This window comes from Providencia manganoxydans (assembly GCF_016618195.1).
Lineage (GTDB): Bacteria > Pseudomonadota > Gammaproteobacteria > Enterobacterales > Enterobacteriaceae > Providencia > Providencia manganoxydans.
Map to the genome: position 1 here is coordinate 3,461,467 of NZ_CP067099.1, position 15,483 is coordinate 3,476,949.

Consider the following 15,483-nt stretch of genomic DNA (forward strand, 5'->3'; position numbering starts at 1 on the left):
CTATTATTTAACCTGTTTTTGAACCTGACTGGTGATGTCAATGCTATCTTTTGCATAAGCAACTGCATTTGCGTCGATAACGACATCATAGCCTTCTTTGGCTGCAACAGATTTAATAGAATCTTGAATACGGCTGAGAATTTTGTTGCGCTCTTCCATTTGACGACGACGATTGTCTTCTTCAAATTTCTGCGCTTTTTCAGCAAACTGATCACGTTTAGTCATCAGCTCTTTTTCTTGCTTTTCACGATCGCTTTGCTTCATTGTTGCACCATCACGGCGCAGTTTCTCTACGCGTGATTGGAGATCTTTTTCCAAGTTCTGCAACTCTGTCGCACGGCTCTTGAATTCGTTCTCAAGCTGTTTAGCAACGGCTTCGCGTGCTGGCATATTTTGGAAAATTTCACCAACGTTCACAACAGCAATTTTATCTGCGTAAGCTCCCGCAGACATCGCTAAAGCCAGACTCACACCCGCTGCACACAACAATTTTTTCACACGAAACTCCTTAACCCATATTTATGGCTGGAAATTTTGGTTACCCCCACGCTATATATGGGGGTTTTCCTTAGATAGACACGATCTAGATTACCATGTTCTACCAATATTGAATTGGAACTGTTCTGATTTATCGCCTTCGTAGTCCTTAATAGGCTGCGCATAGGAGAAGACCAGAGGCCCAAGTGGCGACATCCATTGTAAAGCAACACCCGCAGATGCACGGACATTGGTTGCTTTACCATAGTCAGGCATGCCCGCACGCCATGCTGGATCAATACTGTTCCAGTTGGTATCCCATACAGTACCTGCATCAACAAACAACGATGTACGTACTGCGTTGGCGTATTTCTCATCAATGAATGGTGTCGGGGTAATCAGCTCAAATGACGCTGCATACATCGCATTACCACCAACCGCATCACTTGATGGACTACCTGGCTCTGGACCAACGACCCCATTCACATTTTTCAGATAAACGGCTTTCGGACCGATGTTATTGGAGCGGAAACCACGAATGGTACTCGAACCACCTGCATAGAAGTTTTCATAGAATGGCATTTGCTTACCGCCAATACCATCACCAAAACCAGCTTGTGCTCGGCCTAAAATCACCCAAGTTTCATCTTCATTGATTGGGTAGTACTGAGCCGTATCAAAACGCAATTTATAGTATTCGTTATCAGAACCTGGAACCGTCACTTTACCAGACAGGTTAGTTTTATTACCTGATGTTGGGAAGAAACCACGGTTTAATGAATTATAGGTCCAACCTACGTTAACCGTGAAGTCATCGGCATTAAACTTCTCTTTATTGCGACCGTCGTCATTAATTGGTGGCTTATCCCCCATTGAATAGAGGTAATCCCACATCGCAGCTTGAGGGCGCATATCAGAAAGTGAGTTATGAACATAACCCGCACCAAGGCGGAATGAGTTATTTTCATTGAATGGGAAGCTTAAGAAGCTGTCTAAACCATAAGTTTTGTTAGTATAGCCAGATAAATCAGCATCTTTTGCACGGAAGTCGTTATAGAAAATACGACCACCCAAGCTCACACCGTTAACGGTAAAGTATGGATCAGTAAATGACATCTCAACGTTGGTTGAGTAATCGTTTTTACTTGCGTTAATACCAACCGCATTACCTGTACCTAACCAGTTATCTTGTGTCACACCAACTTGGAAACTGACGCCACTTTCAGTACCAAAACCAACACCAAAGTTCATTGAACCCGTGTTACGTTCTTTTACCTTGTAAACTACATCAACTTGGTCAGGACTACCTGGCACACGTTGCGTTTCGACGTCAACAGTTTCAAAGAAGCCAGTACGATTCAGACGTTCTTTACCTAACTCAACCAAATCATTACCCAGCCAAGCACCTTCCATTTGGCGCATTTCGCGACGTAAGACGGTATCTTTACTAGTATCATTACCTTGGAAACGAATTTGACGAACATAGAAACGGTTACCTGCGTCAATATTGACATGCAGTTTTACGGTTTTATCTTCATCATTAATTTCAGGCTGAGTCATTACACGTGGGTAGGCATAACCATATCGACCAAGAAGGTCTTTAATTTTGTTTTCCATACCCGTTACTTGGGTACCGTTATACAGTTCACCCGGAGTAATGGTAATGAGTTCTTGAATTTCTGTGAGATGATCTGCCGTATTACCATTAACCTCAACGCCGGAGATCTTATATTGATCGCCTTCCGTCACATTAATCGTAATGTAGATATCTTTTTTATCTGGCGTCAAACTGACCTGAGTGGAATCAATATTGAAGCGAGCATAACCTCGGTCAAGATAGAAGCTGCGGAGGGTTTCTAAATCACCAGCCAGTTTTTGTTTCTGATATTTTTGGTCTGCTGCTAAGTTCCACCATGGCACATCATCGCGTAATTGGAATTTATTGACCAATTCCGCTGTCGTGTAATTTTTATTTCCGACCACGTTGATCTGCTGGATTTTTGCAGAAACGCCTTCAGAGAATACAAATTTTAAATCAACACGATTACGAGGCAGTGGTGTAGCAACGGCTTTTACTGTCGCGTTGTATTTACCAACACTATAGTAAAAGTCTTCTAGACCTTTCTCTATGTTCGCGATTGTCGTGCGGTCAAGGGCTTCACCAACACGAATATTTGATGCTTCCAAGTTTTGTTTGAGCATATCGTCTTTAACAGATTTGTTACCTGTAAAAGTGATACTCGCGATGGTTGGCCGCTCTTTAACTTGAACGATCAGCGTGTTTCCATCACGCAGGACCCTAACATCTTCGAAGTTACCGGTAGAGAATAGAGAACGGATTGAACGACTAATATCATCGTTATCAATCGAGTCACCTACCCTTACAGGCATGTTCAATAATGCTGCACCAACGGCGACGCGTTGTAGACCTTCGAAACGAATGTCTTTAACTACGAATCCGTCTGAACCGTATGCAGTGGCGCTGCCGAAAAGCAGCGACGCTATGAGCAACTTTTTCATCGCCATCGTTGTTATGCGTATTCCTTACTGGTCCCCGGCTTACTTTGTTAGAAGCGAGAGAAATCATTAAAAAGTGCAAGTCCCATTAACAGAATCAATGCCATTGCACCTATCCGATAACTAAAGTCTTGTACTCGCTCAGACACTGGACTTCCTTTAATTTTCTCAATTAATAGGAAGAGCAAGTGCCCCCCATCTAATACAGGCAATGGAAACAAATTGATAATGCCCAAGTTCACGCTTATCAGCGCGATGAACATCAAATAATATACCAAGCCTGACTCTGCCGATACCCCCGCGCCTTTAGCGATCGAGATCGGCCCACTCAAGTTGTTAAGTTTGACATCCCCAACAACCAATTTACCCATCATATTCACGGTCAGCTTCATCAACTGCCATGTTTTATCGCTAGCTTGGTAAATTGCAGAAAATGGCCCATATTGCTGCACCATTTTATATTCATCCGCTAACGGTAACACTGAAAGTTCGACTCCCGCAATTCCAATTTGCTCTCCACCCTTCCCTTTCTGACTATCTGGAGTCAATATGAGCGAAATGAGCTGGTTGTCTCTTTCAACGCCTAATTTCATTGGTTGATTCGGACTTTGACGAATAAACCGCGTAACAGGATTCCATAAATCAATGGTATTCCCATCTACGCTAACAATTCTATCCCCTGCTTGTAAACCTGCGCGTTCGCCAGCAAGCCCCGGTGAAACTTTTAAAATAACAGATGACACTTTAGCCGAAACAGGCATGATACCAAGAGAAAGCACAGGATCTTGCTTTTCAGGATCGAATTGCCAAGTCGTTAAATCAATTGTTTTAGTCACAGGCTCACTAAAACCTTGAGGCAACACTTCTGCGGTTAATTGACGATCACCAATTTTACCCACTAACGCTAGACGAATTGAATTCCAGTCAGGCGTTTCGATACCATCAATTGATTTTAGTTCCATTCCAGGCAAAAAATTTGCCTCAGCCGCTACTGAACCCACTTTTACATCTTCAATAATTGGGCGAACGGATGGAACTCCAATCATAAATACCAACCAGTAGACAACAATTGCTAATAAAAAGTTCGCAATTGGTCCCGCACTAATAATTGCGGCGCGTTGCCCAATGGTTTTATTATTAAAAGCTAGATGACGACGTTCAGGTGTCACATCCCCTACACGCTCATCCAACATTTTGACATAGCCGCCCAATGGGATCATGGCAATAACAAATTCGGTCCCCTGACGGTCAACTTTACGCCATAACGTTTTCCCAAAACCGATAGAAAAACGTTCGACATAAACACCACAACGACGAGCGACCCAAAAGTGACCAAATTCATGTACGGTAATTAACACGCCAATAGCAATGATAAATGCCGCTAAACTCCAAAAAAATCCCATTTCCTATCCTAAAGACCGAAACCATTAAAAACTAATAAATTCAGGCCAGCAAATACCGGTATTGCAGCGGTTAGACTATCGATTCTATCAAGAATTCCACCGTGACCTGGAATTAAATGACTACTGTCCTTGATCCCTGATTGACGTTTAAACATGCTTTCAGTCAAATCACCGAATACAGATACTACAACAACAATAATTGATGTAACCAGCAAATAATCAGGCATAACAGGGATTGGCGCAAATAAACTAAATAGCCAAGAAATAATTCCTGCTGTGATTAAGCCGCCAGCTAACCCTTCCCATGTTTTACCAGGAGAAACTTTTGGTGCCATCTTATGACGTCCCATGGTACGGCCAAAAGCATACGCTCCGGAATCTGCACCCCATACCAACAACATCACATATAGCAACCACCATGCACCAAAGAAAGTATCAGTATGATAGCCAATCGTTCTCAATACCATCATGCCACAATAGAAAGGGATAATGGTCAATACACCAAATAAAGCGCGAACAATCGCTGATTGTCCCCAAGCTTGGGCTGATTGAGGATAAGTGACAACTAATACTATCGCTACGACCCACCAAATGAGTCCTGCCCACAAGCCATATAAAATCAAAGGTTCATTCGCCAACATGGTCATATCAGCAAAAGAGAATTGCATTGCTAATAATGCAACAGCAAAAACGACCGCAAGAACGATGCGTTTAGCTTGGGTTTGCCATCCGGCAAATTGTGCCCATTCCCAAGCCCCTAGTGCACACACTGCGATTACAACATAGCCAAATGCAGCAGGTGAAAGCAAAAAAAGCGCGGCAATAACCAGCGGAATTAAAATAATTGCTGTAATTAAACGATATTTCAGCACAATTTACCCCTTTTACTTAACGAGCTCATCATCTGACTCAGCCCCACCATAACGTCGCTCGCGTTGACTAAAAGCATCAATTGCATTCTGAAACACCATTTCATCAAAATCTGGCCACAGTACATTGGTGAAATAGAATTCGGCATAAGCAACCTGCCATAATAAAAAGTTACTAATGCGGTGTTCACCGCCCGTTCTAATAACCAAATCAACGTCTTCTTGCTCATGCATACAAACATAATCATTAATTGACTCTTCATTGATATCATCAATAGTCAATTCGCCGTTTTGTACGCGCTCAAAAACCTGTTTCACACTATTAGCAATATCCCAACGACCACCATAGTTTGCTGCGATATTTAACCTTAATCCTGTATTGTTTGCAGTAAGTTCTTCTGCTTTTTGAATACGTTTTTGAAGACGTTCGCTAAATCGACCAATATCACCGATAATTTGTAGTTTTACATTATTCTTGTGTAGGTTTTTTACTTCATTATCGAGAGCAAATACAAATAGCTCCATTAAGGAACTGACTTCTTTCTCAGGCCTTCTCCAGTTTTCACTGCTAAAGGCGTATAACGTCAGTGAACTAATGTTATTTTTAACTGCGAAGCGTACCGCATTACGCACAGACTCAACGCCAGCCTTATGCCCAGTTATTCTTAATTTCCCTCTCTGCTTTGCCCAGCGCCCATTGCCATCCATAATAATAGCAACATGCTTTGGTAGCCCTGAGTTGGAGAGATTTTCACCACTAGAGTTCATTAAATATTAATCCTTGTATGCATAGCGTTGAGAATTCAGCATAATCATACCTGTTATTTTTGAGTTTGCTGATAAGACAGATCCTTAATTCAGCGCTAAATACCGATATTATGTTTTTATACTCGTCATACTTCAAGCTGCCGAGGGGTTGACTACGCTCAACTAGCCGAGCCACATAACCTATATATGCTCCCCGCCTATCTTCGCTTGTCGCCTACCCGCAACTCGAACTCTTTTGAGTATATATGCGCGTGACATATTAAAGACTTATCATGCTTATCAGCAACTAAATAAATCACATACTAGACCGAAAATGTCTGTTTGATTAATTGTGCAGCTTCACATCGAGCCTGATTATCGATGTCTAAGACCTCATCAATTGAAACTGGTTCAGATAAATGCAGTTTTTCTAATGTTGCAAGATTAATTTTCGCAATATCTGTAAAACGAACCTTTCCTTCAAGGAAGGCTGCGACGGATATTTCATTGGCAGCATTTAAAATCGTGGTTGCTGCTTGACCTTGATGGCAAGCATCAATGGCAAGTTTCAAACAAGGGTAGCGCTGATAATCAGGCTGAACAAATGTTAATGACGACAATTTTGCAAAATCCAGTGGCTCAACGCCTGAAGAAATACGTTGTGGATAAGCCATGCTATAAGAGATAGGCGTGCACATATCAGGCGTACCGAGCTGTGCAATCACACTACCATCACGGTAGCGAACCATTGAATGGATCACCGATTGAGGATGAACAATAACTTCCATTTGTTGTTGATCGGCATTAAAGAAATAACAAGCCTCAATATATTCAAGACCTTTATTCATCATAGTCGCTGAATCAACAGAAATTTTACGGCCCATCGACCAATTTGGATGATTACAGGCTTCATCAGGCGTTACCTTATCGAGATAAGATAATGGCGTTTCTCTGAATGGACCACCTGAGCCAGTCAAAATAATACTCGAAATACCAGACGCAGATAGGTCGGCAAAACCGAGGTTCAATTGAATAATTTCAGGCAAGCTTTGGAAAATGGCATTATGTTCACTATCAATTGGGAAAACAGAAGCACCATGTTCACGAATCGCATTAAAGAATAGTCGACCACTGGTGATCAGTGACTCTTTATTCGCTAATAAAATTCGTTTTCCTTTGCGAATGGCTGCCAATGTAGGGAGCAAGCCAGCAACACCTGTAATTGCAGACATGACTTGGTCGACATCATCAAGGCCTGCAAGTTGAATAGCCGCTTCACGCCCAGACAAAACTTCCGTTTTACAGTGATTATCTGTCAAAATTACACGTAGCTCTTGAGCTGAAACCTCATCTGCCATCGAAGCATATTGTGGTTGGAATTCAAGACATTGCTTTGCCAATTCAGCTACATTTCTGCCAGCCACTAAGGCAACAATTTTAAATTTATCGGGGTTGTTTCTGACGACAGAAAGTGTGCTAGTACCAATTGAACCTGTAGAACCTAGAATAGTAAGACGTTTCATAATGCAGATACTCTGTATTTATTCAATACTGAGATTATATCAGCTTGATCGCTAAGAAAGGATGATTATTAGATCATTTGATATGAGAGAATAAAACCACCAAAGTTGCTCCTTTGATGGCTTTATTGGATGGATTAAAACTCCATCAGCTCAGCTTCTTTTTGAGCTAAAGCATCATCAACTTTTTTGATGAAGTTATCAGTCAATTTTTGAATGTCATCTTGTGAGCGACGCTCATCATCTTCACTGATTTCTTTGTCTTTCAACAATGCTTTTACTTTATCGTTAGCATCGCGACGCACGTTACGAACAGCAATACGACCTTGTTCAGCTTCAGCACGAACCACTTTGATCAGGTCTTTACGACGCTCTTCTGTCAATGGTGGAAGTGGAACACGAATCACTGTACCCGCTGATGATGGGTTTAGGCCCAGATCTGAAGCCATGATTGCTTTTTCGATCGCAGGTGACATAGAACGGTCAAATACAGAGATAGCTAATGTGCGTGCGTCTTCAACAGTCACGTTCGCTAATTGACGTAAAGGTGTTGCTGAACCGTAGTAATCTACCATAATACCATCAAGCAGGCTTGGAGATGCACGACCAGTACGAACTTTACTGATTTGATTTTTCAGTGCTTCGACGCTCTTTTCCATGCGGTCTTGAGCATCTTTTTTGATTTCATTAATCACGTTTTCAACCCTTAAAAACTGGTTATTAAAGGCCGCAATGCAGCCTCGCTTAAACTTTCTGAATTTACGTTAGATAATACAATTAAACTCAGCCGATGTCTCTGAGTATTAATTGTGAGAAATCAGAGTTCCTTCATTTTCGCCCATAACAACACGGCGTAAAGCACCTGGCTTATTCATATTGAAAACACGAATAGGCAAATTATGGTCACGCGCTAGCGTAAATGCAGCCAAGTCCATTACTTTCAATTCGCGCTCAAGGACGTCTTGATAAGTTAATGTTTCATAAAGTACAGCATCTGGATCTTTTGCTGGATCCGCTGAATACACACCATCAACTTTTGTTGCTTTCAATACAACATCTGCTTCGATCTCAATGCCACGTAAACACGCAGCAGAGTCAGTTGTAAAGAATGGATTCCCTGTTCCCGCAGAAAAAATCACAACGCGGCCATGACGTAACAGACTGATAGCCTCAGCCCAACTATAGTTATCACACACGCCGTTAAGTGGAATTGCAGACATTAGTCTTGCATTCACATAAGCACGATGCAATGCATCACGCATGGCTAGCCCGTTCATCACGGTAGCCAGCATCCCCATATGGTCACCAACCACACGGTTCATACCCGCTTGTGCCAAACCAGCACCACGAAACAGGTTACCACCGCCAATAACCACACCGACCTGTATACCCAGCTCTATGAGTTCTTTGATTTCCTGAGCCATACGATCTAAAACGCTAGCATCGATTCCAAAACCTTCTGCGCCTTGTAAGGCTTCGCCACTGAGCTTAAGCAGGATACGCTGATAAACGGGTTTTGCATTGGTTGCCATGGTGTTCTGTCCTACACAGATAATTTATTGGGGTAACACACGCAGAATGCATAAGGCGATTTCTACGTACCTTAATTTTTTGGGATATACTCCAAATAATTCGAGTTGTAGGTGAGCGACGAGTTAAGATAGACGGGGAGCATAGATAAACTCTATGACTCGACTAACTGAACACAGTCAACACAACTGTAACTTGAAGGATTTCGGGTATATGCTAATTAAAACAGAGCCGCCAATCGGCGGCTCCTTGTAAAGCTGACTACTTACTTACTCATTGCAGCAACTTCTGCTGCGAAGTCAGTTTCAACTTTCTCGATACCTTCACCCACTTCAAAACGGATAAAGTTAGTTACTTTCGCATTTTTCTCTTTCAGCAGATCACCAACAGATTTGCTTGGATCCATAACGAAAGGCTGGCCAGTCAGTGAGATTTCGCCAGTGAATTTGTTCATGCGACCAATAACCATTTTTTCTGCGATTTCGCGTGGTTTACCAGATTGCATAGCGATGTCTAGCTGGATTTGGTGCTCGTGAGCAACAACATCAGCAGGTACATCATCAGGAGTAACATATTCAGGCTTGCTTGCCGCGATGTGCATAGCAATGTGCTTCAGCAGTTCTTCGTCCGCGCCTTCAGCTGCAACTAAAACACCGATACGTGCACCGTGCAGGTAGCTACCTACTTGTGCGCCTTCAAGGATTGCAACGCGACGGATGTTGATGTTTTCGCCGATTTTAGCAACCAGAGCAGTACGAGTGTCTTCAAATTTTGCTTTCAGTGCATCGATATCTGCATTTTTATCAGCAACAACGGAAGCCATCACTTCTTTACCGAATGCCAGGAATCCAGCATCTTTAGCAACGAAGTCAGTTTCACAGTTCAGTTCGATCAGTGCGCCAGTTTTGCCGTCAGCAAAAACTTCTGCAAGGATAACACCTTCAGCAGCAACACGGCCTGCTTTTTTAGCCGCTTTAGCCTGACCTGATTTACGCATGTTGTCGATGGCTAATTCGATATCACCATTCGCTTCAACGAGTGCTTTTTTACATTCCATCATACCTGCGCCAGTACGTTCGCGCAGTTCTTTTACCAATGCAGCGGTAATTCCAGACATGTGATTTATTCCTCGATATACCTTGCGGGAGGATCCCCCCAAGGATAATTCTGATTCAGATAGATAAAAGGGGCCACAAAGGCCCCCTTCTAACCATATAGCAATACCTGGTTAATAAGGGCTCTACTGAGCAGGCCTTATTATTCAGCTTCTACTAAGCTTTCTTCTGCTTGTACAGCCAGATCTTGAGAACGACCTTCACGAACAGTAGTTGCTACAGCGCCCAGATACAATTTGATTGCACGGATTGCGTCGTCGTTACCAGGGATAACAAAGTCGATACCGTCTGGATCAGAGTTAGTATCAACGACAGCAAATACTGGGATACCCAGGTTGTTTGCTTCTTTGATAGCGATATGTTCGTGTTCTGCATCGATAACGAACAGAGCGTCAGGTAAACCGCCCATATCTTTGATACCGCCTAAGCTGTTTTCTAACTTGCCAAGTTCACGAGTACGCATCAGCGCTTCTTTCTTGGTCAGTTTGTCGAAAGTACCGTCTTGAGACTGAACTTCCAGATCTTTCAGGCGTTTGATTGACTGACGAACTGTTTTCCAGTTAGTCAGCATACCGCCTAACCAGCGATGGTTAACGAAATACTGGTCACAGCTGTTAGCAGCTTCTTGAACGGCTTCGCTTGCTGCACGCTTAGTACCAACAAACAGAATCTTGCCTTTACGAGAAGCAATTTTAGTCAACTCAGCCAGAGCTTCGTTGAACATTGGAACAGTTTTTTCCAGGTTGATGATATGTACTTTGTTACGAGCGCCGAAAATGAAAGGTTTCATTTTAGGGTTCCAGTAACGAGTCTGGTGACCAAAGTGTACGCCCGCTTGTAGCATATCGCGCATGGAAACAGTTGCCATTTAATACCTCTGTATTTAAGTAATTGGGGTTATGCCTCCACAGATCCCATAACACCGACTCCAAAGCTGCGTCTAGACGCATAAGAGCACCCCGGTGCATGTGTCGACCTGTGTGTGTTATACACAATTGAGTTTAGTTTAAGCTTACCCATAATTCTAATTATGTGGTGCCATCAACCAAGGTTAAAGTCACATTTGTTCATCGAGAATATGGATTGCCGGCGCGCTTTATACCATAAATCGAATTAATAAGCCAACTTTTGTTGTTTTTTTGCGGGGAGAAAAAAGGGTTTAATGAGCTTAACTCTATTCCAGATTCTGTTCTAAATTCGCTATTGTACTGTGGTTAGTAGCGAACCTAACATTGCCGTAAAATCAATCGATGAAGTTAGTTTTTACACTCAGTATTAGAGTTAAATTAAACTCCAAATAATTCAAGGTGCAATTAGGAGCTAAGTAAATGAGTCGCTGGGTTGCCACATAAAATAGATAGTGAGTTGCGAATGAGCCTAGTCACCATGCCTCAACCCTCAACGAAAATCTCTGTAATTTAAATTATAGCCTCATTATTTTTTTATTAATTTTTTATTTAAAAAATCGATCCTTGATTGTATCTGCGTATAACCTAATTGATAGGCTCTTTCGTATAATTCTATGGCTTTTTCGTAGCTTTGAGGTACCCCTAGCCCTTCCTCATACATCAATCCCAAGTTAATCAACCCACCAAGCCCTTCTTTATTTGAAGCATCTTGATAGAGCTTTACCGCTTTATTAATATCGCGTTGAACACCAAAACCATGCTGAAAAAGCAATCCCATTGAATTCATTGCAGCGGGATCCCCTTTTGTAATGGCTATTTCATAGCATTTTATTGCGCCATCATAATTTTCTAAGTCACTGTACAAATCACCTAATCGAGTAATCGCAAAATAATTACCAGATTGTATTGATTCTTTATACCACTTTTCAGCTAAATCAGTATTTTGCTCCCCTCCACGGCCATCACGATATAAATCTCCCAAACTCATCATTGCGCTACTTGATTGATGTTTCTTGATTGCTATTTCAAACATTTGTCTCGCTTTGATGTAGTCATTATTATATTTGTATAATATACCTAAATTGTAATCTGCGGAGGATGACCCAAGTTCAGCAGCTTTTTGATAAAGTAAAATAGCTTCGTCTTTTTTCCCTTGGTCTTCTGTTAGCATCGCTAAACGATTCATCCCATTTGCATCATTTTTATCCGCCAGTTTCTGATAAATTTCTTCTGCCTTTTCGAGATTTTTTTCGACGCCAGTACCCGTTTCATAAAAGCGCCCGACCACCAATAAAGCCTCATCATCCCCTTGTTTAGCTAAAGTTTCACAGATAGCAAAATTTTTTTCTTCAGGAATGCATTTATTTACTGATTCAGAATATGATGATACTGGGTTACCTAAGAGTAACAATAACGTGACGATGGCGATTTTATTGTTTAACATAACTTAAATTTACCTATAAACGGACTCAAAACGGACTCAATTAATGGCTAATTTAATCTATCTAACGTTACAAGGGAAACAGCAAGGTCTGATTTCTCGTGGTTGCGGCACATTGGACTCCATCGGAAATCGTTATCAATCGGGCAAGCAAGACGCGATATTTGTCACAGAATTAAACTTCTCCATATCCAGAGCCCAAAACTTATCACACCAACCTATCGAGTTCACCAAACTGATTGATAAATCATCACCATTATTGCTAATTGCCGTTTCAAATAATGAAACACTCAATCTCGTCTTCGATTATTATCGTACCGCTCAAAATGGCGGAATAGAAAAATATTTCACAGTGAAATTAAACGAAGCATCCATTATTGATTACACCCATCAATGTCCAAATAATATTTTACGTAATGATATCGAACCGGAAGAACGGTTAACCATTAAATACCGTGATATTACTACTGCTCAAATTATGGCTGGCACATCAGGCTACAGTATATCCAATGATAGCGTGTTCTAATTTTTATATTTACTGATTAAGTTAACAATTTCAGCAACAAAAGCATCATCACTCGCCGCATTACTTGGACTTGCAGCTAACGTAATTAATGGGCTTAATTCCTCTTCAACAAAGTAATAAGCCATGGTGATTTGGCTTTTATTCATCGCGTCATAAACGACGCGATTCTTATTCTTCAGTCGTCTTGCCGCTTCCGACATTTTTTCAATGGTACCGTAGCTGTATATCAGAGTAGCTGCAATGATCGTGCGACTGATCACCGCACGAGGGCCACCTAACGGTTTAAAAAAAGACGGATGTTTTGTGACAATGAACGCAACAATACGCGTGATTATTGCAGTCACAATAAATTTCCGAATCTGTGATTCCGTCATAATATCAATCGTCACGCCTTCGGCAAAATGTCTAACCGACACATTCACTCGCTGTTCAATATCAAATCTATCATTAAAATTAATTGGTTTATTTATATTAGAAACGGTACTTGCCATTTGAATATAATCAGATAACTTTCGCCTTCTTGGTGGCGGCATTTGGCTAACGATAGCGCCAATAATAATATTGATAACCTCAGAAAAATTTTCATAGGGATCATAAACAAACCGCAATAAATAGATGGCTTCAACATTCTCTTTCATGATACGGGGATTTTGAGACACCCGAGATTTAAGAAGAAAATTCATACCTTGCAAAGGAGGAGGTAACACACCAAGTTCAGCAGCTGTATTTATCGAACGTTTAACACCTTTTGCCGAGGTGATAGCAAAATCCTCAGTTCCTTTTACCCAAGGATTACTGAGTGCCGTTTTAACCGAAGGTTCATCACCATCACACCTATAATAAATTGACTCATCTAATCCGCTAGGGGGTAAACATTCATTGGATCGATTATGTGCACTTTTAAGGTTTTTCAAAATTCGACGATAAATAACCAATCTTTTTTCCATGGCTTCATTAGCATCCATGATTTCACCGTTTTTACAATAAAACCATTCTAAATCACCGCACTGCATATACCCCCCATCCTTAAGTTAAATACGCATTCTAAATGAAAGGAAATAAAATTAAATACATTTAACTGAATGTTTAATAATACTGATATATACTATTCTATATCTCAAGAACGACTCATAAAGTATTTTTTATAGATATAACATAAAGTTGACATACTCATTTCTTTCGTTAAGTGACAAATATCAGTATAATTTTAGCGAGATAATTATTAATTGATATCGATTAAACCAGCCAACATACATATTAAAGCCGGTTTAGGGGGATAATATCGATGGAATAATAAGATGTATCCAACCTGCCCTACAGAGCTCTTACATTTTTTTCGATTATTGGTTTATTCACTAGAACCTTATTTTTGGCAATTTGTGCTACCCAAAGCTCAAAATGATAAGCCACACGAGCCGCTCAGCGTATCCTACAACCATTTTTACAACCCAATAAACATCGATGCCTAGTTGGCAGAAAATGCGGTGGCTGGTACCATAATCCCATTAATCTTGAATAGATGGCACTGCTGCCTATTTATTAATCCTTTTCATTTAAATTGTGTCACGCAGCCGTTGCTGACATAAATGGACTGAATTCATGGCTATTATTATCAAAACTGAAGAAGATATTCAGAAAATGCGTGTTGCTGGCAGGCTCGCTGCCGAAGTGTTAGAAATGATCGCACCACACGTCAAACCTGGGGTAAGCACTGGTGAGCTAGATCGCCTCTGCCATCAACATATTGTCGATGTTCAACAAGCGATCCCCGCATGCTTAAATTATCATGGTTTTCCTAAATCTGTATGTATCTCCATCAATGATGTTATCTGTCACGGCATTCCTAGTGATGATAAAATTTTGAAAGATGGCGATGTGGTTAACATTGATGTGACTGTCATTAAAGAGGGTTTCCATGGTGATACCTCTAAAATGTTTATTGTCGGTAAACCCACGATCCAAGGTGAACGTCTGTGCCACATTACACAAGAAAGCCTTTATTTAGCATTGCGTATGGTAAAACCGGGTATTCGCCTACGCACACTGGGTAAAGCTATTCAGGAATACGTAGAGAAAAACGATTTCTCTGTTGTTCGTGAATATTGTGGCCACGGTATTGGCGAAGGATTCCATGAGGAGCCTCAAGTTCTCCACTATGATGCAGATGACAGCGGTGTTGTATTGCAAAAAGGCATGGCATTTACCATCGAGCCGATGGTCAACGTTGGCGATTATCGTATCCGTACCATGAATGACGGCTGGACAGTCAAAACCAAAGATAGAAGTTGGTCAGCGCAATATGAACACACGTTAGTCGTTACTGACAATGGTTGTGAAATCATGACACTCCGTAAAGAAGAAGAGCCGTTTATCTCCGCGGTTTTAGTTAACGCTTAACCTTTACACGCTAATGCATTGTGTCATGTCACG

14 protein-coding genes are annotated in these 15,483 nt (G+C 41.3%); 2 read left to right on the top strand and 12 right to left on the bottom strand.

Features of this window, described 5'->3' with window-relative positions; all coding sequences use genetic code 11:
- Positions 1-3: 3 nt before the first annotated feature.
- The 11 genes from skp to JI723_RS15790 form a co-directional block, all read right to left on the bottom strand.
- Positions 4-498: a molecular chaperone Skp gene (gene skp, locus JI723_RS15740; protein ID WP_140180488.1), complete on the bottom strand. Its 495-nt coding sequence runs from the start codon at positions 496-498 to the stop codon at positions 4-6.
- Between the two features lie 90 nt (positions 499-588).
- Complete coding sequence (gene bamA / locus JI723_RS15745) at positions 589-3,003, bottom strand: outer membrane protein assembly factor BamA (protein ID WP_140180486.1); 2,415 nt, start codon at positions 3,001-3,003, stop codon at positions 589-591.
- 41 nt (positions 3,004-3,044) lie between these two features.
- Entirely contained in the window at positions 3,045-4,397 is a 1,353-nt protein-coding gene (gene rseP / locus JI723_RS15750; protein ID WP_337979550.1) for a sigma E protease regulator RseP, read from the bottom strand.
- Positions 4,398-4,405: 8 nt separating this feature from the next.
- Positions 4,406-5,269, bottom strand: a complete 864-nt coding sequence (gene cdsA, locus JI723_RS15755; RefSeq protein WP_337979551.1) for a phosphatidate cytidylyltransferase — start codon at positions 5,267-5,269, stop codon at positions 4,406-4,408.
- A gap of 12 nt (positions 5,270-5,281) precedes the next feature.
- Entirely contained in the window at positions 5,282-6,034 is a 753-nt protein-coding gene (gene uppS / locus JI723_RS15760) for a polyprenyl diphosphate synthase (protein ID WP_070927350.1), read from the bottom strand.
- Positions 6,035-6,336: 302 nt separating this feature from the next.
- Positions 6,337-7,536, bottom strand: coding sequence for a 1-deoxy-D-xylulose-5-phosphate reductoisomerase (ispC, locus tag JI723_RS15765; protein ID WP_070927348.1), 1,200 nt, complete (start codon positions 7,534-7,536; stop codon positions 6,337-6,339).
- 134 nt (positions 7,537-7,670) lie between these two features.
- The gene (frr, locus tag JI723_RS15770) at positions 7,671-8,228 is read right to left on the bottom strand and encodes a ribosome recycling factor (RefSeq protein WP_070927346.1); all 558 of its coding nucleotides are present in this window, start codon (positions 8,226-8,228) and stop codon (positions 7,671-7,673) included.
- A gap of 108 nt (positions 8,229-8,336) precedes the next feature.
- Entirely contained in the window at positions 8,337-9,065 is a 729-nt protein-coding gene (gene pyrH / locus JI723_RS15775) for a UMP kinase (protein WP_070927344.1), read from the bottom strand.
- Positions 9,066-9,328: 263 nt separating this feature from the next.
- Positions 9,329-10,180, bottom strand: a complete 852-nt coding sequence (tsf, locus tag JI723_RS15780) for a translation elongation factor Ts (RefSeq protein ID WP_070927343.1) — start codon at positions 10,178-10,180, stop codon at positions 9,329-9,331.
- 140 nt (positions 10,181-10,320) lie between these two features.
- The gene (rpsB, locus tag JI723_RS15785; RefSeq protein ID WP_070927341.1) at positions 10,321-11,046 is read right to left on the bottom strand and encodes a 30S ribosomal protein S2; all 726 of its coding nucleotides are present in this window, start codon (positions 11,044-11,046) and stop codon (positions 10,321-10,323) included.
- Positions 11,047-11,612: 566 nt separating this feature from the next.
- Positions 11,613-12,530, bottom strand: a complete 918-nt coding sequence (locus tag JI723_RS15790) for an SEL1-like repeat protein (RefSeq protein ID WP_140180484.1) — start codon at positions 12,528-12,530, stop codon at positions 11,613-11,615.
- A gap of 43 nt (positions 12,531-12,573) precedes the next feature.
- On the opposite strand from JI723_RS15790, the gene JI723_RS15795 reads away from it, so the two are divergent.
- On the top strand, positions 12,574-13,053 hold the full coding sequence (locus tag JI723_RS15795) for an Hcp family type VI secretion system effector (RefSeq protein ID WP_140180482.1): 480 nt from the start codon (positions 12,574-12,576) through the stop codon (positions 13,051-13,053).
- Here JI723_RS15795 and JI723_RS15800 read toward each other — a convergent pair.
- Positions 13,050-14,066, bottom strand: coding sequence for a hypothetical protein (locus JI723_RS15800; RefSeq protein ID WP_272580649.1), 1,017 nt, complete (start codon positions 14,064-14,066; stop codon positions 13,050-13,052). The genes JI723_RS15795 and JI723_RS15800 overlap by 4 nt on opposite strands.
- Before the next feature lie 586 nt (positions 14,067-14,652).
- Here JI723_RS15800 and map point away from each other — a divergent pair.
- A complete protein-coding gene (gene map / locus JI723_RS15805) occupies positions 14,653-15,450 on the top strand; it encodes a type I methionyl aminopeptidase (RefSeq protein WP_070927339.1) in 798 nt (265 codons plus the stop codon).
- Positions 15,451-15,483 lie beyond the last annotated feature (33 nt).